This window comes from Herbiconiux sp. FW305-C-125 (assembly GCF_058783455.1).
On record NZ_JBYSYO010000002.1, the window covers coordinates 289,282 to 316,077 of the forward strand.

Sequence of the window (26,796 nt, forward strand, 5' to 3'; positions counted from 1 at the left end):
TCGAGGTGTCCGACATTCCATCGTCGCCGCGATCTATCTGCCGCGAGGCGATTCAGGGCGGATTGTGTGTCGGGTGGAGCTACGCGTGAAGAGCGTGTTCCTCGGTTTCCATTGTATACGTGCCCGGCTGTCGCGGGGCGAAGAGTCGCGGATGCACATCCAGCAGCACCCGCAGCGCTCCGACCCACACCAGGGCCGACCCGAGCAGGTGCAGCACGACCAGCCACTCGGGCAGTCCGAGGAGCGACTGCGTGAGCCCGATCAGCGCCTGCACGACGACGACGGCGACGAAGGTGATGGCCCGGCGGCGAGCGAGCGCGGCGCCCGGTACCCGGAGGAGCACGACGGTGAGCACGACGCCGAGTGCCAGGGTCAGGGCACCGAGCACGCCGTGCAGCACGGTCACGCCCTCCCACTGGAACGGCATGCGCGGCACGTCGGCCGAGTCGCCGGCGTGCGGGCCGGTGCCGGTCACGAGGGTACCGGCGATGATCAGCACCGCCGTGACGACCACGAGCACCCACGCGAGCGGGCCGACCGCGCGCGGGAACACCACGTCCGCCGGCTGGCCGCGGTGCGCGCGGTGCCAGGTCAGCGTCGTGGTGGTGAGCAGCGCCACCGCCATCAGGAAGTGCATCGCCACGACCCACGGGTTGAGCTCGGTGCGAACGGTGACCCCGCCGGCGATGGCGTTGGCGACGACGAGCCAGAACTGCGACCAGGCCAGACGCGTCATGCTGCGCTCGCGCGGCTTCTGCAGCCGGGCGGCGACGATCGCCCAGCCCACGGCGAGGATCAGCACCCCGGTGAGCGCGCGGTTCGCGAACTCGATGAAGCCGTGGATGCCGAGCTCGGCGGTCGTGGTGATCGACGTGCCGTCGCAGGTCGGCCAGGTCGGGCAGCCGAGGCCCGAGCCCGTGACCCGCACGACACCGCCGGTGACGATGATGAGGATGCTCACGACGAGCGCCGCGGTCGTACCCCAGCGCAGCGCGCGCGGGGTGAGGGTCCAGCGGTCGGCGGCCCAGCCCAGGGGTGTCTTCACGGCGCGCCTAGAACCGGAGGAACGGCACGAGCGGATCGATCGCAACCGCGAGGAAGATCAGCGTGAGGTAGGTGATGGAGCCGTGGAACACGCGCATCGGCTTGATCGACAGGTCGCGGATGGACCGGCTGTAGAGCCGGTGCGACTCGAACAGGAACCAGGCGCCGGCCGCGACGGCGGTGACGGAGTAGACGAGCCCCATGTGTCCGACCGGGATCAGCAGCAGCGAGCACGCCACCATGGCCCAGGCGTAGAGCACGATCTGCAGACCCACAACCACGCGCCCGCGCACCACGGCGAGCATCGGCACGCCCGCGGTCTTGTAGTCGTCGCGGTACTTCATCGACAGCGGCCAGTAGTGCGGCGGTGTCCAGAGGAAGATGATGCCGAAGAGGATGAGCGCCTCCCACGACAGGGAGTTCGTGACGGCCGCCCAGCCGATCAGCACCGGCATGCAGCCGGCGGTGCCACCCCAGACGATGTTCTGCGGGGTGCGGCGCTTCAGCACGAGCGTGTAGAGCAGCACGTAGATGAGGATCGCGAGCAGCGACAAGGATGCGGCGAGCAGGTTCGTGAACACGGCCAGCCACACGATCGAGACGACGCCGATGGTCCAGGCGAACACGAGCGCCTCGCGGTCGGAGAGCACGCCGGTGACGAGCGGCCGCTTCGAGGTGCGGTTCATCACGCGGTCGATGTCGCGGTCGAAGTAGCAGTTGAAGGCGCCGGCGCTGCCCGCCGAGAGCGCTCCGCCGATGAGGGTGGCGAACACCAGCCAGAGGTTCGGGATACCGCCCTGCGCCAGGATCATGACGGGAACGGTGGTGACCAGGAGCAGTTCGATCACCCGCGGTTTGGTGAGCGCGAAGTACGCCTTCACCTTCTCCGACGGGCTGATTCGCCGCTGCTCGACCCGGCCGTCAACCGCTACGTCCATTACTCCTCATTACGTGCCCGTAGGTGAACCCCTGGCCAAGTCTATTCGATGGCGGGCGGCGGCCCTGCCCACGCCCGTATGATTGACGCGGACGATTCCCTGACGGGAATCACAATCGAGAAGGGTCATATACCTCGTGGCGACACTCCAATGGGAACCCATTGACGACAAAGCAGTGAAGACGGTCAAAGTCCTGGCGGCGGACGCCGTCGAGAAGGTCGGAAACGGGCACCCCGGCACCGCCATCAGCCTGGCACCGGCCGCGTACCTGCTCTTCCAGAAGGTCATGCGCAAAGACCCGAAAGACCAGCACTGGCTCGGTCGCGACCGTTTCATCCTCTCGGTCGGCCACTCCTCCCTCACCCAGTACATCCAGCTCTACCTGGGCGGCTACGGCCTCGAGCTCTCCGACATCGAGGCGCTGCGCACCTGGGGTTCTCTGACCCCCGGTCACCCCGAGTACGGCCACACCGACGGCGTGGAGATCACCACCGGCCCGCTCGGCCAGGGCCTGTCGTCGGCCGTGGGCTTCGCCTACGCCCAGCGCTTCGAGCGCGGCCTCTTCGACCCGGACGCCGAGCAGGGCCAGAGCCCGTTCGACCACCACGTCTACTTCATCGCCGGCGACGGCGACCTCGAAGAGGGCGTCACGAGCGAGGCCTCCTCGCTCGCCGGCCACCAGCAGCTCGGCAACCTGATCGGAATCTACGACTCCAACCAGATCTCGATCGAGGACGACACGAACATCGCCTTCACCGAAGACGTGAAGGCCCGCTACGAGGCCTACCACTGGCACGTGCAGGTGGTCGACTGGAAGAGCACCGGCGAGTACGTCGAAGACGTGCAGGCGCTGAACGACGCCATCGAGGCCGCGAAGGCCGAGACGAGCAAGCCGTCGCTCATCATCCTCAAGACCATCATCGGCTGGCCCAGCCCGAAGAAGCAGAACACCGGCAAGATCCACGGCTCGGCGCTCGGCGCCGACGAGCTGCGGGGCCTCAAGGAGGTGCTCGGCTTCGACCCCGAGAAGAGCTTCCAGGTCGACGACGACGTCATCGAGCACACGCGCAAGGCCATCGCCCGCGGTTCGGAGCTCCGTGCCGAGTGGCAGAAGGGCTTCGACGCCTGGGCCGAGGCCAACCCCGAGAAGAAGGCGCTGCTCGACCGACTCGAGGCGGGCGAACTGCCCGACGGCCTCGAGGATGCCCTGCCCGTCTTCGAGGCCGGCAAGGACGTGTCGACGCGGGCCGCCTCGGGCAAGGTCATCAACGCCCTCGCTCCCCTGCTGCCCGAGTTCTGGGGCGGCTCGGCCGACCTGGCCGAGTCGAACAACACCACCATCGAGTCGGCGGCGTCGTTCGTGCCCGCGGTGCACTCCACCCACGAGTGGACGGGCAGCCCCTACGGCCGCGTGCTGCACTTCGGCATCCGCGAGCACGCCATGGGCGCGATCATCAACGGCATCGTGCTGCACGGCAAGACTCGCCCGTTCGGCGGCACCTTCCTCATCTTCAGTGACTACATGCGCCCCGCGGTGCGTCTGGCCGCACTGATGAAGGTTCCCTCGGTCTTCGTCTGGACCCACGACTCCGTCGCCCTCGGCGAAGACGGCCCCACGCACCAGCCGATCGAGCAGCTCACCGCGCTCCGCGCGATCCCGGGCCTCGACGTGGTGCGTCCCGCCGACGCCAACGAGGTCGGGCACGCCTGGCTCACCATCCTCGGCCGCCACCACAACCCGGCCGGCATCGCCCTGACCCGCCAGAACATCCCGGTGTTCGAGCGTGGCGACGGCGACGCCTCGGGCGAGACCTTCGCCAGCGCGCGGAATGTTTCGAAGGGCGCGTACGTTCTTGCTGAAGCACCGAACGGTACGCCCGATGTCATCTTCATCGCCACCGGCTCGGAGGTGCAGCTCGCGGTGAACGCCCGAGCCATCCTGAAAGAAGAAGGCATCAATGCCCGCGTGGTCTCGGCCCCCTCGCTCGAGTGGTTCGAAGAGCAGAGCGACGAATACAAGGAGTCGGTGCTGCCGGCTTCCGTGAAGGCGCGCGTGTCGATCGAGGCCGGCATCGACCTCGGCTGGCGCAAGTACATCGGCGACGCCGGTCGCAGCGTCTCGATCGAGCACTTCGGCGCATCCGCCGACTACAAGACCCTGTTCCGCGAGTTCGGTATCACCACCGAGGCCGCGGTCGAAGCAGCGAAGACGTCACTGGCCGCCCTGTAGGCCGGTTTTCAAGGAGATATGAAATGACTGAAGCAACTCAGAAACTGTCCGACGTCGGCGTCTCGATCTGGCTCGACGACCTGTCCCGCTCGCGCATCACGAGCGGCGGGCTGCAGAAGCTGATCGATGACCTGAACGTCGTGGGCGTCACCACGAACCCCACCATCTTCGCGGGCGCCCTCGCCAAGGGCGAGGCCTACGACGAGCAGGTCGCCGAGCTGGCGAAGCAGGGGGCGGATGTCACGACCGCCGTCTTCGAGATCACCACCGACGACGTCGCGAACGCCTCCGACATCTTCAAGCCGATCTACGACGCCACGAAGGGCTTCGACGGGCGCGTCTCGATCGAGGTGGAGCCGGGCCTCGCGCACGACGCCGCCGGGACCATCGAGCAGGCCAAGGCACTGTACGCCAAGGTCGACCGCGAGAACGTTCTGATCAAGATCCCCGCCACGGTCGAAGGCCTCGAGGCCATCACCGAGACCATCGCGGCCGGCATCTCGGTGAACGTCACGCTGATCTTCTCGCTCGAGCGCTACCGCGACGTGATCAACGCCTACCTCACCGGTCTCGAGAAGGCCAAGGACGCCGGGCTCGACCTCTCGAAGATCCACTCGGTCGCCTCGTTCTTCGTGTCGCGCGTCGACACCGAGATCGACAAGCGCCTCGAGGCGATCGGCACGGACGAGGCGCTCGCGCTGAAGAGCAAGGCCGGCGTCGCCAACGCGCAGCTCGCCTACGAGGTGTGGACCCAGGCGTTCGCCACCGAGCGCGCCCTGCTGCTGCTCGAGGCCGGCGCCAACACGCAGCGCCCGCTCTGGGCCTCGACCGGCGTCAAAGACCCGTCGGTCCCCGACACCACCTACGTGGTCGAGCTCGCGGCGCCGTCGGTCGTGAACACGATGCCCGAGAAGACCCTCGACGCCGTCTCCGACCACGGTGAGATCCGCGGCGACACCATCGCGCACTCCTACGCCGAGGCCAACAAGGTGCTCGACGCCATCGGCGCGCTCGGCATCTCCTACGCCGAGGTCACCGAGCTCCTCGAGAAGGAGGGCGTCGAGAAGTTCATCGTGTCCTGGAACGAACTGCTCGACACCGTCACCGCATCTCTCGAAGCCGCCAAATGACCGTCGCGATCCACTCCTCGGGTGACGCCAAGAAGGCGATCCAGACCGTCGTCCCGCAGCTCGTGAAAGACCTGGTCGCATCCGGGATCACGGCGCAGGATCCGGCGCTCTGGGGGCCCGAGGCCGAGGCCGAGGCGGGCAAGCGCCTCGGCTGGACCGAAGCGGTCGCGATCTCGCGACCGCTCGTGCCCGAGATCGAAGCGCTCCGCGCCCGGTTCCTCGAGGAGGGGATCGACCACTTCGTGCTGGCCGGCATGGGCGGTTCGTCGCTCGCGCCGGAGGTCATCACGAAGACCCTCGGGGTGGAGTTGACCATCCTCGACTCGACAGCGCCCGAGCAGATCCGTGCCGCCCTGGCCGATCGGCTGGAGACGACCGTGCTGATCGCCTCGTCGAAGTCGGGGGGCACGCTCGAGACCGACAGCCAGCGCCGCGCGTACGAGCAGGCGTTCCGCACGGCGGGTATCGACCCGGCGACGCGGATCGTGATCGTCACCGACCCGGGTTCGCCGCTCGAAGCACTGGCTGCTGAGGCCGGTTACCGCACCTTCCTCGCCGACCCGAACGTGGGCGGCCGCTACTCGGCCCTCACCGCGTTCGGTCTCGTGCCCTCGGGCCTCGCGGGCGCGGCCATCGACGAGCTGCTCGACGAGGCGGAGGCGATCTCGCTGAACCTCGCCGACGACGGTGACGACAACTTCGGGCTCATCCTGGGTGCGGCCCTGGCGGGCACGCAGCCGCTGCGGGACAAGATCGGCATCGTCTCCGACGGCACCCACATCGTGGGGCTCGGCGAGTGGGCCGAGCAGCTCATCGCCGAGTCGACGGGCAAGAACGGCAAGGGTCTCCTGCCGCTCGTGCTCGACGTCGACTCCCCCGAGCTCAGCGAGCACCTGCCCGACGTGCAGATCGTGCGTCTGGTGTCGGATGCCCATGCCTTCCATCTGCGCGAGCAGCACCCGGGCGAGGTACTGCTGAGCGGCTCGCTCGGCGCACTGCTGCTCACCTGGGAGTACGCGGTCGCAGTGGCCGGCCGGCTGCTCGGCATCGACCCGTTCGACCAGCCCGACGTCGAGTCGGCCAAAGTCGCCGCCCGGGGCCTCCTCGAACAGCGCCCGGAGCCGACCGCACCGGCCTTCGTCGACGACGGCATCGAGGTGCGGGCCAGCACGGAGTCGCTGACCGCAGCCGGCTCGGTCGTCGGCGCGGTGGATGCTCTGCTCGCCGATCTCCCGGCCGGCGGCTACCTCGCCGTCATGGCCTACGTCGACCGCTTCGCCGTGCCGGAACTCGCCGAGCTCCGCGACCTGCTCGCGGCCCGCTCCGGCCGACCCGTGACCTTCGGTTGGGGGCCCCGGTTCCTCCATTCGACCGGCCAGTACCACAAGGGCGGTCCGGCCACCGGCGTGTTCCTGCAGATCACCGCAGACACCGCCGACGACCTCAACATCCCCGATCGTCCGTTCACCTTCGGACAGCTCATTCATGCGCAGGCCGCCGGCGATGCCGGTGTTCTGGCCGAGCACGGGCGGCCCGTGCTCCGACTGAACCTGACCGACGCATCCGCCGGTGCGGCGACGCTCCTCAGCGTGCTTCGCTGACGCATCCGCCCCGATCCTAGGAGTTCAATGCCTCCCGTAGAGATAACGCCGGAGTACAACCCGCTCCGGCTGCCGACCGACCGCCGGCTGAACCGCATCGCCGGGCCCTCCGGCCTCGTCATCTTCGGCGTCACCGGCGACCTGTCGCGGAAGAAGCTGATGCCGGCGGTCTACGACCTCGCCAGCCGCGGCCTCCTGCCGCCCGGCTTCTCCCTCGTCGGCTTCGCCCGGCGCGACTGGGAGGACCAGGACTTCGAGCGCGTGGTGCACGACTCGGTCAAGGAGCACTCCCGCACCCCGTTCGACGAGGACGTGTGGCGACAGCTCTCCGAGGGCATCCGCTTCGTCTCCGGCGAGTTCGACGACGACAAGGCGTTCGAGCAGCTGAAGACGACGATCGACGAGCTCGACCGCGACCGCGGCACCATGGGCAACTACGCGTTCTACCTGTCGATCCCGCCGAAGGCGTTCCCGCTCGTCACCGAGCAGCTGCGCCGGTCGGGGTTGGCCGACCAGCGGGAGGACCGCTGGCGCCGCGTCGTGATCGAGAAGCCGTTCGGCAGCGACCTGACCACGGCGCGCGAGCTGAACGACGTGGTGGAGTCGGTGTTCCCGCCCGACTCGGTGTTCCGCATCGACCACTACCTCGGCAAGGAGACGGTCCAGAACATCCTGGCCCTCCGCTTCGCGAACCAGCTCTACGAGCCCATCTGGAACGCCAACTACGTCGACCACGTGCAGATCACCATGGCCGAGGACATCGGGGTGGGCGGCCGGGCCGGCTACTACGACGGCATCGGAGCGGCGCGCGACGTCATCCAGAACCACCTGCTCCAGCTCATGGCGCTCACCGCCATGGAAGAGCCGATCTCCTTCGACGCTGCAGATCTGCGCGCCGAGAAGGAGAAGGTGCTCGCCGCGGTGAAGCTGCCCGAGGACCTCAGCACGGTCACTGCGCGCGGCCAGTACTCCGGCGGGTGGCAGGGTGGCGAGAAGGTGCTCGGCTTCCTCGAGGAAGACGGGATGAACCCCGAGTCGACCACCGAGACGTACGCGGCCGTGCGACTGGACATCGGCACCCGGCGCTGGGCGGGCGTGCCGTTCTACCTCCGGGCCGGCAAGCGGCTCGGCCGTCGCGTCACCGAGATCGCGGTGGTCTTCAAGCGTGCGCCGCAGTACCTCTTCGCCGAGAGCCAGACCTCCGAGCTCGGCCAGAACGCACTCGTCATCCGCGTGCAACCGGATGAAGGCGTCACCATCCGCTTCGGCTCCAAGGTGCCGGGCGCCGGCGTGCAGGTGCGCGACGTGACGATGGACTTCGGCTACGGCCACGCGTTCACCGAGGCGAGCCCCGAGGCCTACGAGCGCCTGATCCTCGACGTGCTGCTCGGCGACCCGCCGTTGTTCCCGCGTCAGAAAGAGGTCGAGCTCTCCTGGATGATCCTCGACCCGATCGAGCAGTACTGGACCACACAGGGCCAGCCCGAGCAGTACCGCCCCGGAACCTGGGGGCCGGCCTCGGCTGACGAACTGCTGGCCCGCGATGGAAGAACCTGGAGACGCCCGTGATCGTCGATCTGCCTGACACCACGACGAGCAAGATCTCGAAGTCGCTCGTCAAGATCCGTGAGGAGGGCGGCGCGGTGGCCCTCGGGCGCGTGCTCACCCTCGTCATCGTGACCTCGCTCGGCGAGGAGGAGGACGCGATCGAGGCCGCGAACGACGCGTCGCGCGAGCATCCGATGCGCGTCATCGTGGTCTCCACCGACCGCGAGAACGACGGCCTCACCACGGGCCGCGGCGCACGTTTGGATGCACAGATCCGCGTGGGTGGCGACGCCGGCGCGAGCGAGGTCATCGTGCTGCGCGCGTACGGCGCCGCAGCGAGCGACGAGGAGGGGCTCGTCACGGGGCTGCTGCTCTCCGACGCCCCGGTCGTCGTCTGGTGGCCGGGTGCGGCACCCGACAACGTGTCGGCGTCGAACCTCGGCCGCATCGCGACGCGACGCATCACCGACTCGTCGAACCAGGCCAACCCCTACGAGGCGCTGCTCAGCCGCTCGAAGACCTACGCCCCCGGCGACACCGACTTCGCCTGGACGCGCCTCACCCTGTGGCGGGCACAGCTCGCCGCAGTGCTCGACCAGCCGCCCTACGAGCCGGTGACGGCGATCGAGGTGTCGGGCGCATCCGATTCGCCGTCGACCATGCTTCTCGCGGCGTGGCTGCGGCACCAGCTCAAGGTGCCGGTGAAGTACGGGCTGTCGCCGCGCGCGAACGGTTCGAGCGGCATCCACGGTGTCATCCTCACCCGCGACGCGGGCCCCATCGAGCTCGTGCGCGAGGTGCCCAACGTGGCCCGGCTGAGCCAGCCGAACCAGCCCACCCACGACCTGTCGCTCCCCCGCCGCAACCTGCGCGACTGCCTGGCCGAGGAGCTGCGGCGACTCGACCCGGATGACCTGTATGGTGAAGTCATCTCCCAGGGTCTGGTCGAGTTGCTCGAGAAGAACGACAAGCGCGCGTGAAGGTGTGGACATATGACGACTGATCGCCGAGTACTCGTTCACCCCGACAAGGAGTCGCTGGCCGGCTCCGTCGCCGCCCGGTTCATCACGAAGGTCATCGACATCCTCGACGAGTTCGACGACGCGACCGTGGTGCTCACCGGCGGCACGATGGGGAGTGCGGTGCTCGAGGCGATCCGGTCGTCGGCCGCCTCGCAGACCATCGACTGGTCGCGCATCAACTTCTGGTGGGGCGACGAGCGGTTCGTGCCGAAGGACGACCCCGACCGCAACGAGCTCCAGGCCCGCGAGGCGTTGCTCGACCACATCCCGGTCGATCCGGCCCGCGTGCACGCCTTCCCGTCGTCGGACGAGGTGCCCGACCTCGACGAGGCCGCGCGGGTGTACGCCCGTGAGCTCGCCGCGGCCGCGCCCTCCGGTGCCGAATACCCGCGGTTCGACATCATGTTCCTCGGCGTGGGCCCCGACGGGCACATCGCGTCGCTCTTCCCCGGCCACGACGAGATCCGCATCACGGATGCGACGGTCGTGCCCGTGCGCAACTCCCCCAAGCCACCGCCCGAGCGCCTCAGCTTGACGCTGCCGGTGATCCAGTCGGCCGACCGCATCTGGATGGTGCTGGCAGGCGCCGACAAGGCGTCGGCCATCGGACTCGCTCTCGCCGGTGCCAGCACCGACGAGGTGCCCGTCGCCGGCGCTCAGGGGCGCAAACGCACGGTATTCTTCGTCGACCGCGAAGCGGCGGCGGAGGTGCCGGAGTCGCTGATCGCGCCGAGTTACTAGCTGCGGCGCGGCCCGGGCTTCGCTCGGGCTGCGCCTGCGTCGCCGGTCCCTGCCCGGCGCCGCGCGACATGTTCGGGCGCGGTCGAACGGCGCGGCCTTCGGTCGCACCGTTCGGCCACACCCTCACCTTGGGTCGTCGAGTACGGCCTGTTGCGTTGCGCCCCGGAGCACCGCTCGTGCAAGCATCGAGTCTCCAGGTGTTGCCGGAATGATGCGCCCGTTTCCGTCAACAAATGGAGACTCGCTCCAGCCCACGACTTGGGGAACGGGATCGCAGGCCGCGGGCCGCGCCTGGACGACCCAGGGTGAGCGCTCGGCCGCGTCAGCGACCGAACGCGAACATGTCGCCTCGCGCCGCAGAAGCGGCGGCGCGAGCAGTTAGGGCCCGCCCAGCCGAAGGCCGGGCGAGCCCGAGAAGACAGTCTTACGCGGTGCCCCGGCGGGCGCGCAGTTGCTGCAGCGCGTCCTCGAGGAGCTGCTCGGCTTCCTTCTCGGTGCGGCGCTCCTTCACGTAGGCGAGGTGCGTCTTGTAGGGTTCGAGCTTCGCCACCGAGGGCGGGTTCTCCTTGTCGCGGCCCGCCGGCAGACCGGAGGTGGGGCAGTCGATGATCTCAGGGATCTCCTCGTCGGGCAGGTTCGCCGCGAAGTACCGCACGGTTTCGTTGCCCAAGGCGTCCCAGTACGAGACCTGGATGCGCTCCGCGTGGTAGCCGCGGTCCTGCTCCCCCATGGGCCCTGCGCCGACGCGGGATCCGCGGATCGCGCTTCCTCCTGATGCCATGCTGTTGCCCCCTAAAGGCTGGTGTCGAACTTGGTGATGAGGCCGAGCACGACGATGCTGCCCACCCAGACCAGTCCGAGGATGACGGTGATGCGGTTCAGGTTGCGTTCGGCAACTCCGGACGCACCCAGGTTCGACGTGACGCCGCCGCCGAACATGTCGGACAGACCACCACCCCGACCCTTGTGGAGAAGGATGAGGAGGGTCAGCAGGAGGCTCGTGATTCCGAGCACCACCTGAAGAATGACCTGAAGGATCTGCACTGCTTGCCTTTCACATGCGGGGGAACCGGGTCGCTCCCCCGAAGACCAAGGGTAAGTATAACCCCGAGCTCAGACGCCGACGTGCTTCTGGTACCGCACGATGGCCGCGAACTCCGCGATGTCGAGGCTCGCGCCGCCCACGAGTGCCCCGTCGACGTTCGGTTCGCGCATGAAACCGGCGATGTTGCCCGACTTCACGGATCCGCCGTAGAGGATGCGCGTGGCTGCGGCCGCGTCGGCACTCAAGCTCTCGGCCACCACGGCCCGCAACGCGGCGCCGACGGTCTCGGCCTGCTCCGGCGTCGCCGCCTGCCCCGAGCCGATGGCCCAGACCGGCTCGTACGCCACCACGACATCGGCATCCGCCTTCAGTCCCTCGAGCGCGACCTTCAGCTGAGCCACCGGAACGGCGCTCTGCCCGTGCTTCTCGAGGTCATCCGCGGTCTCGCCCACGCAGATCACCGGCACCAGGCCGTGCTTGATCGCGGCCTTCACCTTCGCCGCCACGATCTCGTCGGTCTCGCCGTGCAGCGTTCGCCGCTCGGAGTGACCGATGATGACGTACTTCGCGTCGAGCCGGGCCAGGAACTCGCCCGAGATCTCTCCCGTGTAGGCGCCGGAGTCGTGCTGCGAGACATCCTGACCGCCGTAGGCGATGGCGAGCTTGTCGGCCGCCACCAGGGTCTGCACGGAGCGCAGGTCGGTGAACGGCGGGAACACGGCCACCTCGACGTCGGCGAAGTCGTGCTTCGCGTCACCGAGCGACCACGCCAGCTTCTGCACGAACGCGATCGCCTGCAGGTGGTCGAGGTTCATCTTCCAGTTACCCGCGATCAGCGGGGTGCGCTTCAGGACCATCCGAGGACCTCCAGGCCGGGGAGACGCTTGCCCTCGAGGAACTCGAGACTGGCACCGCCTCCGGTTGAGATGTGACCGAACTGGTCGTCCGAGAAGCCGAGGGCGCGCACGGCGGCGGCGGAGTCGCCACCACCGACCACGCCGAGTCCGTCGACCTCGGTGAGGGCCGCGGCCACCGCGCGGGTGCCCTCGGCGAAGGGTGCGAGTTCGAACACACCCATCGGCCCGTTCCAGAACACGGTGCGCGAATCGCGGATGATCGCGGCGAACGCCGCGGCGGTCTCCGGCCCGATGTCGAGCCCCAGACCGGATGCACCGAACGGCGTGTCCTCGATCGCGTCGGCTGCGGTGACAGCGGTCTCCGCATCCGCCCCGAACTTCGACGCCACGACGATGTCGGTGGGCAGCACGATCGTGACGCCGAGCTCCTCGGCCTTCGCCAGGTAGCCGCGCACCGTGTCGAGCTGGTCCTCCTCCAGGAGGCTCGAGCCCACCGGGTGGCCCTGCGCCTTGAGGAAGGTGAAGAGCATCCCGCCGCCGACCAGCAAGGTGTTGACCCGGGGCAGGAGGTGGCCGATGACGCCGAGCTTGTCGGAGACCTTCGACCCGCCGAGCACCACCGTGTAGGGGCGCTCCGGGTTCTCGGTCAGCTTGTCGAGCACCTCGAGCTCGGTCTGGATGAGCAGACCCGCGGCGCTCGGCAGCAGCTCGGCGAGGTCGTAGACGCTCGCCTGCTTGCGGTGCACGACGCCGAAGCCGTCGGAGACGAAGGCGTCGCCGAAGGCTGCGAGCTTCTCGGCGAACGCGTGGCGCTCCGCCTCGTCCTTGCTCGTCTCGCCCGGGTTGAAGCGCAGGTTCTCGAGCAGGGCGATGTCGCCGTCGTCGAGGCCGGCCACCGCATCCGTCGCCGCCTGGCCCACCGTGTCGTGCGCGAAAACGACCGGCTTGCCGAGCAGCTCGCTGAGGCGCTGAGCCACCGGCTCCAGGGTGTACTTGGTGTCGGGAGCGCCGTCGGGGCGGCCGAGGTGGCTGACCACCACCACCCGCGCGCCCTGGTTGATGAGGGCGTTGAGCGTGGGCAGGCTCGCGCGCACGCGCCCATCGTCGGTGATGACCCCGTCCTTCACAGGAACGTTGAGGTCACACCGAACGATGACGCGCTTGCCCGCGAGCGAACCCAGGGAGTCGAGAGTGCGGAGCGTCACGGGTTCGCGGATCCGTTCTAGAGCCGGGCGCCGACGTACTCGGTGATGTCCACGAGGCGGTTGGAGTAACCCCACTCGTTGTCGTACCACGACGCGACCTTGACCTGGTTGCCGATCACCTTGGTGAGGCCGGCGTCGAAGATCGAGGAGTGCGGGTCGGAGACGATGTCGCTCGACACGATGGGGTCTTCGGTGTAGCTCAGGATGCCCTTGAGCTCGCCCTCGGCGGCGTTCTTGTACGCCTCGTTGATCTGCTCGACCGTGGCCGGGTTGGTCAGTTCGACGGTGAGGTCGGTGATCGAGCCGGTGGGCACCGGCACGCGCAGCGCGTAACCGTCGAGCTTGCCGACGAGCTCGGGGATGACGAGGCCGAGCGCCTTCGCGGCACCGGTCGACGTCGGGATGATGTTGACCGCGGCGGCGCGGGCACGGCGGAGGTCGCTGTGCGGGCCGTCCTGCAGGTTCTGGTCGGCGGTGTAGGCGTGCACCGTGGTCATGAGACCACGCTCGATGCCGAAGTTGTCGAGCAGCACCTTCGCGAGCGGCGCGAGGCAGTTCGTGGTGCAGGAGGCGTTCGAGATGATGTCGTGCACCTGGGGGTCGTAGGTGCCCTCGTTGACGCCGAGCACCAGGGTCGCGACATCGGAGCCGGTGGCCGGGGCGGAGACGATGACCTTCTTGGCGCCCGCCGTGATGTGCTGGCGCGCGTCGTCGGACTTCGTGAAACGGCCGGTCGACTCGATGACGATGTCGACACCCAGCTCGCCCCAGGGCAGGTCGGCGGGGTTGCGCTCGGCGAGCACGATGATCGGCTTGCCGTTGACGACGATCTTGTCGCCGTCGAGCTCGACCTTCGCGTCGAGACGGCCGGTGATCGAGTCGTACTTGAGCAGGTGGGCGAGCGCCTTGTTGTCGGTGAGGTCGTTGACCGCGACGATCTCGAGCTCACTTCCCTTCGCGAGGGCGGCACGGAAGAAGTTGCGACCGATGCGGCCGAAGCCGTTGATGCCGATCTTTACAGACACAGAATGCTCCTGTTGCTGGGGCCCGGACGGGCAGGGTGGTGGTTAGCGGGGGCGAAGGATGCCGGGCCCGCCCGCGGGGGCGGGCCCGGCATCAGGAGTCGCTATGACAGTACCAGCAGGCCTTCGGTCTTCGTGCGGGCAGCAGCGAAGCGCTCGGCGACGTTCGCCCAGTTCGCGATGTTCCACACGGCCTTGATGTAGTCGGCGCGCACGTTGAGGTAGTCGAGGTAGTAGGCGTGCTCCCAGACGTCGAGCATGAACAGCGGCACGACACCGGCCGGGATGTTGCCCTGCTGGTCGAAGAGCTGGAAGAGCGAAAGGTTGCCGCCGATGACGTCGTAGCCGAGCACGGCCCAGCCGGAGCCCTGCACGCCGAGCGCGACGGCCGTGAACGCGGCCTGGAACTTCTCGAACGAACCGAAGCGGTCGTCGATCGCGGCGGCCAGCTCGCCCTCGGGGGTCTGGGTGTCGGGCGTCAGGTTCGTCCAGAAGATCGAGTGGTTCACGTGACCACCGAGGTTGAAGGCGAGGTCTTTCTCGAGCTTGTTCACGGTGGCGAGGTTGCCCGACTCGCTGGCTTCCTTCAGCCCCGCGAGGGCGGTGTTCGCGCCGGCCACGTAGGTGGCGTGGTGCTTGTCGTGGTGCAGCTGCATGATCTTGCCGCTGATGTGCGGCTCGAGCGCGGCGTAGTCGTACGGAAGTTCCGGCAGAGTGTACTCAGCCATTGTGATGATCTCCTCGTGATAGAGGCCGCCGACCAGAACGCGGCGGCTGTGAGTGACCTCTTCAGTCTATTGCGTTCCGCCGACTCGCCACCCCGTCGCGTCAGTCGTCGAGGTCGGGCGGGAGGTTGGCCTCGGTGCCGGGGATGCCGAGGTCGGATGCCTGCTTGTCGGCCATCGCGAGGAGACGGCGGATGCGACCGGCGATCGCATCCTTCGTCATCGGCGGGTCGGCGTGATGACCGAGCTCGTCGAGGCTGGAGTCGCGGTGCGCGAGGCGGAGTTCGCCGGCGTACTTCAGGTGGTCGGGGATGTCGTCGCCGAGGATCTCCATCGCCCGCTCCACCCGCGCGCACGCCGCGACGGCGGCCTGGGCCGAGCGGCGGAGGTTCGCGTCGTCGAAGTTCACCAGCCGGTTCGCGGTTGCCCGCACCTCGCGGCGCTGGCGCATCTCCTCCCAGGTGGTGACCGTCTTCGCGGCCCCCATGATGCCGAGCATCGCCGCGATCGCCTCGCCGTCCCGGATGACCACCCGGTGCACCCCGCGCACCTCACGGGCCTTCGTGGAGACGCCGAGCCGCGACGCCGCGCCCACCAGCGCCATGGCCGCCTCGTTGCCGGGGCAGGTCACCTCCAGCGCAGCGGAGCGGCCGGGGTCGGTGAGCGAACCCGCGGCGAGGAACGCCCCACGCCAGACGGCCGCCAGGTCGTCGCGGCCGCCGGTGGTGAGGCGGTTCGGGAGACCACGGATGGGCCTCCGCCGCGCATCCAGCAGGCCCGTCTGGCGGGCCAGCGTCTCACCGCCGTCGAGCACACGCACGAGGTAGGTGCCCTCGCGGCGCACACCCGACGGCGCGATCATCGAGACGTCGCCCTTCACCCCGTAGAGCTCGGCCAGGTCGCGCAGCACGCGCTTGACGATGTCGGGGGTGTCGAGCTCGGCCTCGATCGCGATGCGCGACGAGATGAGGTGCAGACCGCCGGCGAAGCGCAGCACCGTGGCGAGCTCGGCGGCGCGCACGGTGGTCTTGCTGACCGCGACGCGGGCCAGCTCGTCTTTGACGTCGGCGGTGAGAGCCAAAATGCAGAACCTTCTTTTGTTTCGTTACTCGCGACCGAGGTCGCGGTGCTTGACGTTGACGACCACACCCGGGAACTTGGCGATCTGGTCGGCGAGCTCACGCGCGATGGCGACCGAACGGTGCTTGCCGCCCGTGCAGCCGATGGCGATCGTCGCGTGTCTCTTGTTCTCCCGCTGGTACCCCGCGAGAACGGGTTCGAGTGCCTTGGCGTAAGCCTCGACGAACTCCCTGGCCCCGGACTGCCCGAGCACGTAGTCGTGCACGTCGGCGTCGAGCCCGGTATGGGCTCGTAGCTCCGGCACCCAGAACGGGTTGGGCAGGAACCGGGCGTCGGCGATGCCGTCGGCGTCGGTGGGTGCACCGTACTTGAAGCCGAAACTCATCACGGTCACCTGCACGCCCGCCGTGTCGGCGCTGGAGAACCGCTCCTGCACCACGGTGGCGAGCTGGTGGATGTTGAGGTCGGAGGTGTCGATGACGATGTCGCTCGACTCGCGGATGGGGCTGAGCCGGGAGCGCTCCGCGCCGATGCCGTCGAGCAGCGTGCCGTTGCCCTGGAGCGGATGGGGCCGGCGCACCTGCTCGAAGCGGCGCACCAGGGCCTGATCGGTCGCCTCGAGGAAGACGACCCGCAACTGGATGCCGCCGCGCAGTGCCTGGATGATCTCCTGCAGGTCGGAGAAGAAGTCGCGACCGCGCACATCCACCACCGCCGCGATGCGCGGCAAGGTCGACCCGGCATGCTCGGCGAGGTCGACCAACGGCCGCAGCATCTGCGGCGGAAGGTTGTCGACCACGTACCAGCCCAGGTCTTCGAGGGCGTTGGCCACCGTGGAGCGACCAGCGCCCGACATGCCCGTGACGATCAGCACTTCTTGCTGCTGAGCGGTCTCCGGGGTCATGCTCCCAGCCTACCGGGCCAGGGTCGAGCGGATGCTCTCCGCCAACGTCGGCCCGATGCCCTTCACCTCGGCGATGGCCTTCTCGTCGGCCTTCTTGAGTTCGGCGACCGAGCCGAAGTGCTTCAGCAGCTCCCGCACGCGCGACGGACCGAGACCGGGCACCTCGCTCAGCACCGTGCTGATGTCGCGCTTGCGCCGCGATCGCTGGTGCGTGATGGCGAAGCGGTGTGCCTCGTCGCGGATGCGCTGGATCATGAACAGCGCCTCCGACCCCCGGGGCAGGATGACCGGGTAGTCGGTGTCGGGCAGCCAGACCTCCTCGAGGCGCTTCGCGATGCCGGCCAGGAAGATGCCCTGCACCCCCGACTCCTCGAGCGCGCGGGCGGCGGCGTTGACCTGCGGCTGCCCGCCGTCGACGATGAGGAGGTTCGGCGGGTAGGCGAACTTCTTTCTCCGCTCCTGCACCACGGGCTCATCGTCGGCGACGCTTGCGTCGCTCTCGTCGGGGCCTTCGCCTTCGGTGAAGGTCTGGTCGGCCGCGTCGGGGCCCTCGGCGGTAGGCGGCTGGTCCTTCAGGTACGCGAGCCGCCGCGTGATCACCTGGTAGATCGATTCGGTGTCGTCGGTGGAGTCGGCGATGGAGAAGCGGCGGTACTGGTCTTTGCGGGCGAGACCGTCTTCGAAGACGACCATCGAGGCCACGATGTTGGTGCCGGAGAGATGGGAGACGTCGAAGCACTCCATGCGCAGCGGCGCATCCGTCATGCCGAGCGCCTCCTGGATGTCGGTGAGGGCCTGCGACCGCGCCACGAAGTCCGACGAGCGGCGCGTCTTGTAGAGCATGAGGTTGTTCTTCGCGTTCATCGAGGCGGTCTGCATGAGCGCCGCCTTCTCGCCCCGCTGAGCGGTGTGGAGCTTCACCTTGCCCTTCGCCCGCCGCTCCCCCAGCCAGGTCTCGAGCTCGGCGGTGTCGTCGGGCAGAGCCGGCACGATGATCTCGCGCGGCGGCACGTCGCCGTCGTAGGCCTGCTGCAGGATGGAGTCGACGAGCTCGGCGGTGTCGACGTCGATCTCCTTGTCGACCGTCCACGAACGCTCACCGCGGATGCGCCCACCGCGCACGATGAACTGCTGCACACTGGCCGCCAGCTCGTCGTGCTCGACACCGAACAGATCGGCGTCGACCCCGTCGCGCAGCACCACCGCACTCTTGGCGAGCACGGCTTCGAGCGCCTGCAGCTGGTCGCGGTACTTCGCCGCCGCCTCGTAGTCCTGCCGATCCGAGGCCTTCTTCATGTTCTTGCGCGCTTCGGTGAGGAAGCGGGTGTCGCCGCCGGCCATGAACGCCACGAAGTCGTCGACGATGCGCCGGTGCTCCTCGATGGTGACCTTGCCCGAGCACGGGCCGCCGCAGCGCCCGATCTGCCCCGGGAAACACGGCCGGCCGGTCTGCATGGCGTGCTTGTAGCTCGAGTCGGAGCAGGTGCGGATGGGGAAGGCCTTGATCATCAGGTCGATCGTGTCTTTCACCGCCCAGATCTTCGGGTAGGGCCCGAAGTAGCGTGCACCCTTGATGCGGTGGTTGCGCGTCACCATCACCCGCGGCGCCTCGTCGCCGAGCGTCACCGCCATGAACGGGTAGGTCTTGTCGTCGCGGAACTTGACGTTGAACGGCGGGTCGAACTCCTTGATCCAGGTGTACTCGAGCTGCAGCGACTCCACGTCGGTCGCCACGACGGTCCACTCGACCCCCGCCGCCGTCGTGACCATGCGGCGGGTGCGCTCGTGCAGGCTCCGCAGGGGCGCGAAGTAGTTGCTGAGACGCGCCCGGAGGTTCTTCGCCTTGCCCACGTAGAGCACACGACCGGATGCGTCTTTGAAGCGGTAGACGCCCGGCTGCGTGGGGATCTCCCCGGCTTTCGGGCGGTAGGAAACGGTGTCTGCCATGGTTGTATCGATTCTCGCATCCGGTACTGACATCGCTGCCATCTAGCATCGATGTGGTGTGCGCGGTGAGCGGACAGAAGAGGAGTTCCGATGGGTGTCAAGCGGCGACCGTCCCGGCGGCCCGGCGGCCAGCGCACGAGTGGTCCGTCGGCGACCGCCACGAAGGCGGTGCTGATCGGCTACGAACGCTGGTACGCGCGGCATCTGCAGGCCGGCGAGCCCGACCACCTCACGGTGGCGGAGTCGTCCGCGCTCCTGTCCGAGCTGTTCGACCGTTCTGCAGGGCGGCTGCACGTGCCGACGGCCGCCGTGCTCGAGGAACTGCTGGCGGTCGTCGACGACGACCCGGCGCTGTCGCCGCGGCTGCCCGAGGTGATCGAGACGCTCGAGCATTACCTCGACTTCGCGGTGGAGACCGGCGGATGGCCGGCCGGCGACGACGAGATCGACGAGAGCTCGGAGGTGCTGGAGGTGGCGTACGAGCTCAGTACGCAGCTCCTGGACTTCCTGCTCGACTCCGTCGCCGCGGTCGAGGATGTGCCCGCGGCGGTGCAGCGGGCGGCTTTCGAGTCGCTGCCGTCCGCCATCCGCACGCCGGCGGAGTTGCTCGAGCGGCTTCGCATCGTGCTCGGCGACGCCCACTCGACGGTGCCCGCCGAGCTCGCGCTGGAGCGCGTCGTCGGGCTGCTCTGCGTCGGGCTCGACCCTCGCCTCCTGCCCGACCGCACGGAGGAGCGCATCCTGGCCATGCTCGACACGGCGGCGGGGGTGACCGCCGCGGAGGCGCGCACGGCGGATGCTCCCACCCGCTCGATGCTGGATGCGCTGGAACGCGACGGATTGCTCCGCCCGGTCGAGACGGACGGCGTGGTTCGACGGGAGACACCGTTCGGGCTCCGGCCGGCCCTCGCCGACGCGCTCACCGAGGTGGCCGACGAACTCGGGCTGCTGAGCGACGACGGGATGAACCCGCATCCGGCCGGCACCGCGCTGCTCCTGAACGTCGCGGTGCTGGGCACGAAGCCGGCGCAGTGGCGGCGGCTCGTGCTGGCGGCCGACGCCGATCTCGGCGAGCTGCACCTCGCGACGCAGCTCGCCTTCGACTGGGCGGACGACGAACCGCACGCCTTCACGCTCGCGGAGGAACCGAGCACCGTGATCACGTCGATCGACCCCGACGGCAGCACGCCCGAGGAGGTCGTCGACGAGACCGAGGTGCAACTCGGGGAGCTGTTCGCGGAGGTCGGCGACGAGGTGCGCTACCGCTACGGGGCATCCGAGGCCGCGGCCGGCGACGCGGGTGCGGAGCAACTCGAGCTGGTCATCCGGTTCGAGTCGGTGGCGACGGCGGAGCAGCGCACGCTCCCCCGTTGCGTCGGCTCCTCATCCGACCTCGCGGTCGCCGAGGCCGACTCCTTCCTCGCACCCCTCCGCCTACGCTGACGCGCCGGCCGCTCAGCGGGCGGCCGGCGCTGCCAGGATCTCCCGCAGGAAGCGCCCGGTGTGGCTCGCCTCGACCTTCGCCAGCTTCTCCGGCGTTCCGCTGGCGATGATCGTGCCACCGCCCGATCCGCCTTCGGGGCCGAGGTCGATCAGCCAGTCGGCCGACTTGATCACGTCGAGGTTGTGCTCGATCACGATGACCGTGTTGCCCTTGTCGACCAGGCTGTTGAGCACCAGCAGCAGCTTGCGCACGTCTTCGAAGTGCAGACCCGTGGTCGGCTCGTCGAGCACGTAGACACTGCGCCCGTTCGATCGCCGCTGCAACTCGGTGGCGAGCTTCACGCGCTGCGCCTCACCGCCCGAGAGCGTCGTGGCGCTCTGCCCGAGCCGCACGTAGCCGAGCCCCACCTCCACCAGGGTCTTCAAGAACCGGTGGATGGCCGAGATCGGCTCGAAGAACTCCGCGGCCTCGGAGATCGGCATGTCGAGCACCTCGGCGATGTTCTTGCCCTTGTAGTGCACGGACAGGGTGTCGCGGTTGTAGCGCGCGCCGCCGCACACCTCGCACGCGACATACACGTCGGGCAGGAAGTTCATCTCGATCTTGATCGTGCCGTCACCCGAGCATGCCTCGCAGCGACCACCCTTGACGTTGAACGAGAAGCGGCCCGGCAGATACCCGCGCGCCTTCGCCTCGGCGGTCTCGGAGAACAGCGTGCGGATGCGGTCGAACACCCCCGTGTACGTCGCCGGGTTCGAGCGGGGGGTGCGACCGATCGGTGCCTGATCGACGTGCACCACCTTGTCGAGGTTGTCGAGCCCGGTCACGCGCTTGTGCTTGCCCGCGAGCTTGCGGGCACCGTTGAGCTGATTGGCCATCACCCGGTAGAGGATGTCGTTGACGAGGCTCGACTTGCCGGAGCCGCTCACGCCGGTGACAGCGGTCATCACGCCCAGCGGGAAGTCGGCCGTGACCTTCTTGAGGTTGTTGGCCTCCGCATCCACCACCGAGATCATACGCTTACGGTCGATGGGCCGCCGCTTCTTCGGCGTCTCGATCGACTTGCGGCCGGACAGGTAGTCGCCGGTGAGCGAGTTCGTGTTGGCCAGCAGCTCGTCGTAGTGACCGGAGTGCACCACCGTGCCACCGTTGACTCCGGCACCGGGACCGATGTCGACGATCCAGTCGGCCGTGCGGATGGTGTCTTCGTCGTGCTCGACCACGATCAACGTGTTGCCGAGACTCTTCAGCTTCACGAGCGTCTCGATCAGTCGGCGGTTGTCGCGCTGGTGCAGACCGATCGACGGCTCGTCGAGCACGTAGAGCACTCCGGTGAGGCCGGACCCGATCTGCGTGGCGAGACGGATGCGCTGGGCCTCGCCGCCCGAGAGCGACCCCGCCGAGCGGGCCAGGCTGAGGTAGTTCAGCCCGACCTCGATCAGGAAGTCGAGGCGCGCCTTGATCTCGCGCAGCACCTGCGCCGCGATCATCGCCTCACGGTCGCTGAGGGTCAGCTCGCCCATGAAGCTCTGGGCGTCGAGAAGACTGAGCTCCGCGACATCCGCGATGCTGCGCTCGTTGACCGTGACCGCGAGCACCTCGGGCTTCAGTCGCTTGCCGTCACAGACCGGGCACGGCACCTCGCGCAGGTACTCGCCCCAGCGGGCGCGCTGAGAGTCGGAGTCGGCCTGGAGGAACTGGCGCTCGATGTAGGGCATGACACCCTCGAAGCCCGAGGTGTAGCTCATCTCGCGGCCGTAGCGGTTCTTCCACTTGACCTTCACCTCGAAGTTGTTGCCGCGCAGGATCGCTTCCTGCACATCGGGCTTGAGGTTCTTCCACGGCGTGTTCAGCGAGAAACCGAGGTCGCGGGCCAGGCCCTCGAGAAGCTTCTCGTAGTACTGGAAGAGGCCTTTGCCCTGCGTGGTCCAGGGGATGATCACGCCGTCGTTGATGCTGAGGTCTTCGTCGCCGAGCAGCAGGTCCTGGTCGACCGACATGCGCGTGCCGAGCCCGGAGCACTCGGGGCAGGCGCCGAACGGGGCGTTGAACGAGAAGGTGCGCGGCTCGATCTCGGTGAGCTGGATGGGGTGCTGGTTCGGGCAGCTCAGCTTCTCGGAGAAGGTCTGCCAGGCCTCGGGGCCGTTCTCGTCGACGTAGTTGATCTGCACCAGCCCGTCGGTGAGGCGGAGCGCCGTCTCGAGCGAGTCGGTGAGCCGCCCGAGGATCTCGGGGCCGGCCACCAGGCGGTCGACCACCACCGAGATGTCGTGCTTGAACTGCTTCTTGAGCTTGGGCGGCTCGGTGAGCTGGATGAGGTCGCCGTCGACGATGGCACGGGAGTAGCCGCTGGCCGAGAGCTCTTTGAAGAGGTCGACGAACTCGCCCTTCTTCTGCGAGACCACCGGGCTGAGGATCTGGTACCGGATGCCGGGCTCCAGTTCCATCAGCTGGTCGGCGATCTGCTGCACGGTCTGCGCCGAGATGATCTCGCCGCAGACCGGACAGTGCGCGATGCCGATGCGTGCCCAGAGCAGACGCATGTAGTCGTAGATCTCGGTGATGGTGCCCACCGTGGAACGGGGGTTGCGGTTGGTCGACTTCTGGTCGATCGACACCGCCGGGCTGAGCCCCTCGATGAAATCGACGTCGGGGCGGTCGACCTGGCCGAGGAACTGCCGCGCGTAGGCGCTGAGACTCTCGACGTAACGGCGCTGCCCTTCGGCGAAGATGGTGTCGAAGGCGAGGCTCGACTTCCCCGAGCCCGAAAGGCCCGTGAACACGACGAGCGAGTCGCGCGGGATCTCGATGTCGACGTCGCGCAGGTTGTGCACCCGCGCGCCGTGCACGCTCAGTTTGCCGCTGGAGCCGTGGCGGAACTCGACGGGCTCGACCGGCATCGGCACCCGCTCGGGAACGACGCTGGCGTCCTCGCTGGGAGCAAGAGAATCAAGGGAATCTACGCGCGAAATCGACACCCCGAAAGTCTATGTCGACCCTCCGACACTGAGCTCGGATTACGCTGACGGCACCATCCCGACGCGTGCCGGCAGGCCGGGCGTGAGCCCGGCTCAGCTGATGTGCCCGGCCTTCTCCATCTGGCGGAGTTCGCGCTTGAGCTCGGCCACCTCGTCGCGCAGGCGCCCGGCCAACTCGAACTTGAGCTCGGCCGCGGCCTCGAGCATCTGGCTGTTGAGGTCGGCGATGATCGACTCGAGATCGTTCGCGCCGGCCGCCGCGATGCCCTCGCGCCTCAGGTTCGGGGTGGGGCTCTTCTTGCCCCGGCCCGAGCGGTCGCGCAGCAGGTCGGCGGTGTCGGCACCCTCCCGCGCGAGCGCCTCGGTGATGTCGGCGATCCGCTTGCGCAGCGGCTGCGGATCGATGCCGTTGGCCGTGTTGTAGGCGATCTGCTTCTCCCGGCGGCGATCGGTCTCCTCGATGGCCAGCTGCATCGAATCCGTCATCTTGTCGGCGTAGAGATGCACTTCGCCCGACACGTTGCGGGCAGCACGGCCGATGGTCTGGATGAGCGACGTCGACGACCGCAGGAAGCCCTCCTTGTCGGCATCCAGGATCGCCACCAACGACACCTCGGGTAGGTCGAGCCCCTCTCGCAGCAGGTTGATGCCGACCAGCACGTCGTAGACGCCCATCCGCAGCTCCGTCAGCAACTCGACCCGGCGGAGGGTGTCGACGTCGGAGTGCAGGTAGCGCACGCGGACGCCGGCCTCGGTGAGGAAGTCGGTGAGCTCCTCGGCCATCTTCTTCGTGAGCGTCGTCACGAGCACCCGTTCGTCGCGGGCCGCGCGCAGCCGGATCTCTTCGAGCAGGTCGTCGATCTGCCCCTTCGAGGGCTTCACCACGAGCGTCGGGTCGATGAGACCGGTGGGGCGGATGATCTGCTCCACCACCCCGTCGGCGATTCCCATCTCGTACTTGCCGGGGGTGGCCGAGAGGTAGACCGTCTGACCCACGCGCTCCTTGAACTCGTTCCACTTCAGCGGCCGGTTGTCGAGCGCACTCGGCAGCCGGAACCCGTGGTCGACCAGGGTGCGCTTGCGCGACGAGTCACCCTCGTACATCGCCCCGATCTGTGGGACCGTGACGTGCGACTCGTCGATCACGACGAGGAAGTCGTCGGGGAAGTAGTCGAGCAGGCAGTGCGGCGCCTCCCCCGGCATCCGCCCGTCGATGTGCCGCGAGTAGTTCTCGATTCCGGAGCAGAACCCGATCTGCTGCATCATCTCCAGGTCGAAGGTGGTGCGCATCCGCAGCCGCTGGGCCTCGAGCAGTTTGCCCTCGCGCTCCAGCACGGCCAGGCGGTCGTGCAGCTCGGTCTGGATGGTCTCGATGGCCCGGTGCATCACGTTCGTGTCGGCGACGTAGTGCGAACCAGGGAAGACCGAGACGTTCTCGAGCTTCTGCACGATCTCGCCGGTCAGCGGATGCAGGCTGTACAGCCCTTCGATCTCGTCGCCGAACATCTCGATGCGGATGGCGAGCTCCTCGTACATCGGGATGATCTCGATGGTGTCGCCCCGCACCCGGAAGTTGCCTCGGGAGAAGTCGATGTCGTTGCGCTGGTACTGCATCGACACGAAGCGGCGGATCAGCCAGTCGCGGTCGACCCGCTGCCCCACCTGCAACGCGATCATCGCGTTGAGGTACTGCTCGGGCGTGCCGAGACCGTAGATGCAGGACACCGTCGACACCACCACCACGTCGCGCCGCGACAGCAGCGAGTTCGTGGTGGAGTGCCGGAGGCGCTCGACCTCCGCGTTGATCGACGAGTCCTTCTCGATGAACGTGTCGGTCTGCGGCACATAGGCCTCTGGCTGGTAGTAGTCGTAATACGACACGAAGTACTCGACCGCGTTGTTGGGCATCAGTTCGCGGAACTCGTTCGCGAGCTGGGCCGCCAGGGTCTTGTTGTGCGCGAGCACCAGGGTGGGCCGCTGCACCTGCTCGATGAGCCACGCCGTGGTGGCCGACTTGCCCGTTCCGGTGGCGCCGAGCAGCACCACATCCGTCTCGCCCGCGTTGATGCGCCCCGCCAATTCGGCGATCGCCGCGGGCTGATCGCCGCTCGGCGTGTATTCACTGACGACCTCGAAGGGGTGGACAGAGCGAGTCGGTTCCATGCATTAAGTTTAGGGAGAGCCACCGACATCACGGTCGGTGCTCGCTCTCAGCGTCACGGCGACGCATCCCCACCTCACCACCACCACGAGGGACACACATGAGAATCGGCATCCTCACCAGCGGCGGCGACTGCCCAGGGTTGAACGCGGTCATCCGCGGGGCGGTGCTCAAGGGCACCGAGATCAACGGGCAGGAGTTCGTCGGCTTCAAAGACGGCTGGCGAGGCGTCGTCAACGGCGACGTCATCCCGCTGGAGCGCAGCGACGTGCGCGGCATCGCGAAGCAGGGCGGCACGATCCTCGGGACGTCGCGCACCAACCCGTTCGAGGGCAACGGCGGCCCGGAGCGCATCCAGGAGACCCTCGACCGCCTCGGCATCGACGCGATCATGGCCATCGGCGGCGAGGGCACTCTGGCCGCCGCCAAGCGACTGACGGATGCGGGGCTGCGCATCGTGGGCGTGCCCAAGACCGTCGACAACGACCTCGACGCCACCGACTACACCTTCGGTTTCGACACCGCCGTCGAGATCGCCACCGAGGCGATGGACCGCCTGCGAACGACCGGCGACTCGCACAGCCGCTGCATGGTGGCCGAGGTGATGGGCCGGCACGTCGGCTGGATCGCGCTGCACTCCGGCATGGCTGCGGGCGCCCACGCCATCCTCATCCCGGAGCAGAAGACGAGCATGGCGCAGGTCGCCGAGTGGGTGCAGAGCGCCGCCGACCGCGGCCGCGCCCCGCTCGTGGTGGTGGCGGAGGGCTTCACCCCCGACCACGCCGACGACCCGCACTCCGAACGCGGACTCGACGCCTTCGGCCGACCCCGCCTCGGCGGCATCGGCGAACGGCTCGCCCCGATGATCGAAGACCTCACCGGTATCGAGACGCGGGCGACGACGCTCGGGCACATCCAGCGCGGCGGGGTGCCGACCGCCTACGATCGGGTGCTGGCGACCCGGCTCGGCATGGCAGCATCCGACATCGTGCAGGACGGGTCGTGGGGGCAGATGGTGGCGCTCCGCGGCACCGAGATCGTCACCGTGGGCTTCGAGGACGCGCTGGGCAAGCTCAAAGTGGTCCCGCAGCACCGCTACGACGAAGCGGCGATGCTGTTCGGGTGATCGCCCCGAATAACTACCGGAATGAAGAAGTCCGACGCCGTCTACGGG

General features: G+C 68.3%; 21 protein-coding genes. 8 read left to right on the forward strand and 13 right to left on the reverse strand.

The window, feature by feature from the left end:
- Positions 1-79: 79 nt before the first annotated feature.
- Positions 80-1,045 (reverse strand): COX15/CtaA family protein, encoded by a 966-nt coding sequence (locus AC3WLB_RS08785; RefSeq protein WP_492505172.1) that lies wholly within the window; start codon positions 1,043-1,045, stop codon positions 80-82.
- A gap of 7 nt (positions 1,046-1,052) precedes the next feature.
- Positions 1,053-1,982, reverse strand: a complete 930-nt coding sequence (locus AC3WLB_RS08790; RefSeq protein ID WP_492505174.1) for a heme o synthase — start codon at positions 1,980-1,982, stop codon at positions 1,053-1,055.
- A 136-nt stretch (positions 1,983-2,118) separates the two neighbouring features.
- On the opposite strand from AC3WLB_RS08790, the gene tkt reads away from it, so the two are divergent.
- The 6 genes from tkt to pgl are packed head-to-tail and all read left to right on the forward strand — an operon-like array spanning position 2,119 to position 10,254.
- Positions 2,119-4,212: a transketolase gene (gene tkt / locus AC3WLB_RS08795; protein WP_492505176.1), complete on the forward strand. Its 2,094-nt coding sequence runs from the start codon at positions 2,119-2,121 to the stop codon at positions 4,210-4,212.
- A gap of 23 nt (positions 4,213-4,235) precedes the next feature.
- Positions 4,236-5,342 carry a transaldolase gene (gene tal / locus AC3WLB_RS08800; protein WP_492505178.1) on the forward strand — a complete coding sequence of 369 codons (1,107 nt, stop codon included), beginning with the start codon at positions 4,236-4,238 and terminating at the stop codon, positions 5,340-5,342.
- Positions 5,339-6,943: a glucose-6-phosphate isomerase gene (locus AC3WLB_RS08805; RefSeq protein WP_492505180.1), complete on the forward strand. Its 1,605-nt coding sequence runs from the start codon at positions 5,339-5,341 to the stop codon at positions 6,941-6,943. The genes tal and AC3WLB_RS08805 overlap by 4 nt, the downstream gene beginning before the upstream one ends.
- A 27-nt stretch (positions 6,944-6,970) precedes the next feature.
- Positions 6,971-8,512 carry a glucose-6-phosphate dehydrogenase gene (zwf, locus tag AC3WLB_RS08810; protein WP_022894980.1) on the forward strand — a complete coding sequence of 514 codons (1,542 nt, stop codon included), beginning with the start codon at positions 6,971-6,973 and terminating at the stop codon, positions 8,510-8,512.
- Positions 8,509-9,471: a glucose-6-phosphate dehydrogenase assembly protein OpcA gene (locus tag AC3WLB_RS08815; protein ID WP_022894979.1), complete on the forward strand. Its 963-nt coding sequence runs from the start codon at positions 8,509-8,511 to the stop codon at positions 9,469-9,471. The genes zwf and AC3WLB_RS08815 overlap by 4 nt, the downstream gene beginning before the upstream one ends.
- 12 nt (positions 9,472-9,483) lie before the next feature.
- Complete coding sequence (pgl, locus tag AC3WLB_RS08820) at positions 9,484-10,254, forward strand: 6-phosphogluconolactonase (RefSeq protein WP_022894978.1); 771 nt, start codon at positions 9,484-9,486, stop codon at positions 10,252-10,254.
- 424 nt (positions 10,255-10,678) lie between these two features.
- Here pgl and AC3WLB_RS08825 read toward each other — a convergent pair whose 3' ends face one another.
- The 9 genes from AC3WLB_RS08825 to uvrC form a co-directional block, all read right to left on the reverse strand.
- A complete protein-coding gene (locus AC3WLB_RS08825) occupies positions 10,679-11,035 on the reverse strand; it encodes an RNA polymerase-binding protein RbpA (protein ID WP_031280886.1) in 357 nt (118 codons plus the stop codon).
- Between the two features lie 11 nt (positions 11,036-11,046).
- Positions 11,047-11,298 carry a preprotein translocase subunit SecG gene (gene secG, locus AC3WLB_RS08830; protein WP_022894976.1) on the reverse strand — a complete coding sequence of 84 codons (252 nt, stop codon included), beginning with the start codon at positions 11,296-11,298 and terminating at the stop codon, positions 11,047-11,049.
- A 69-nt stretch (positions 11,299-11,367) separates the two neighbouring features.
- Positions 11,368-12,156, reverse strand: a complete 789-nt coding sequence (gene tpiA / locus AC3WLB_RS08835) for a triose-phosphate isomerase (protein ID WP_022894975.1) — start codon at positions 12,154-12,156, stop codon at positions 11,368-11,370.
- Positions 12,147-13,361, reverse strand: a complete 1,215-nt coding sequence (locus AC3WLB_RS08840) for a phosphoglycerate kinase (RefSeq protein ID WP_492505184.1) — start codon at positions 13,359-13,361, stop codon at positions 12,147-12,149. Before AC3WLB_RS08840 ends, tpiA begins: the two co-directional genes overlap by 10 nt.
- Before the next feature lie 17 nt (positions 13,362-13,378).
- On the reverse strand, positions 13,379-14,386 hold the full coding sequence (gap, locus tag AC3WLB_RS08845) for a type I glyceraldehyde-3-phosphate dehydrogenase (protein ID WP_492505186.1): 1,008 nt from the start codon (positions 14,384-14,386) through the stop codon (positions 13,379-13,381).
- A gap of 101 nt (positions 14,387-14,487) precedes the next feature.
- A complete protein-coding gene (locus AC3WLB_RS08850) occupies positions 14,488-15,111 on the reverse strand; it encodes a superoxide dismutase (protein WP_022894972.1) in 624 nt (207 codons plus the stop codon).
- Positions 15,112-15,211: 100 nt separating this feature from the next.
- Positions 15,212-16,189, reverse strand: coding sequence for a DNA-binding protein WhiA (gene whiA, locus AC3WLB_RS08855; RefSeq protein ID WP_492505188.1), 978 nt, complete (start codon positions 16,187-16,189; stop codon positions 15,212-15,214).
- Positions 16,190-16,213: 24 nt separating this feature from the next.
- Positions 16,214-17,092 (reverse strand): RNase adapter RapZ, encoded by an 879-nt coding sequence (gene rapZ, locus AC3WLB_RS08860; RefSeq protein ID WP_022897339.1) that lies wholly within the window; start codon positions 17,090-17,092, stop codon positions 16,214-16,216.
- A 9-nt stretch (positions 17,093-17,101) separates the two neighbouring features.
- Positions 17,102-19,039, reverse strand: coding sequence for an excinuclease ABC subunit UvrC (gene uvrC / locus AC3WLB_RS08865; protein WP_492505191.1), 1,938 nt, complete (start codon positions 19,037-19,039; stop codon positions 17,102-17,104).
- A 90-nt stretch (positions 19,040-19,129) separates the two neighbouring features.
- On the opposite strand from uvrC, the gene AC3WLB_RS08870 reads away from it, so the two are divergent.
- Positions 19,130-20,482, forward strand: coding sequence for an IS1096 element passenger TnpR family protein (locus tag AC3WLB_RS08870; RefSeq protein WP_492505193.1), 1,353 nt, complete (start codon positions 19,130-19,132; stop codon positions 20,480-20,482).
- Between the two features lie 12 nt (positions 20,483-20,494).
- Here the strand turns inward: AC3WLB_RS08870 and uvrA are convergent, their stop codons facing one another.
- Together uvrA and uvrB are read right to left on the reverse strand one after the other, a co-directional pair.
- The gene (gene uvrA / locus AC3WLB_RS08875) at positions 20,495-23,383 is read right to left on the reverse strand and encodes an excinuclease ABC subunit UvrA (protein ID WP_492505644.1); all 2,889 of its coding nucleotides are present in this window, start codon (positions 23,381-23,383) and stop codon (positions 20,495-20,497) included.
- A 171-nt stretch (positions 23,384-23,554) separates the two neighbouring features.
- Positions 23,555-25,624: an excinuclease ABC subunit UvrB gene (uvrB, locus tag AC3WLB_RS08880; RefSeq protein ID WP_022895449.1), complete on the reverse strand. Its 2,070-nt coding sequence runs from the start codon at positions 25,622-25,624 to the stop codon at positions 23,555-23,557.
- Positions 25,625-25,722: 98 nt separating this feature from the next.
- Here uvrB and AC3WLB_RS08885 point away from each other — a divergent pair, with 98 nt between their 5' ends.
- Complete coding sequence (locus AC3WLB_RS08885; RefSeq protein WP_492505195.1) at positions 25,723-26,748, forward strand: 6-phosphofructokinase; 1,026 nt, start codon at positions 25,723-25,725, stop codon at positions 26,746-26,748.
- Positions 26,749-26,796: the final 48 nt, after the last annotated feature.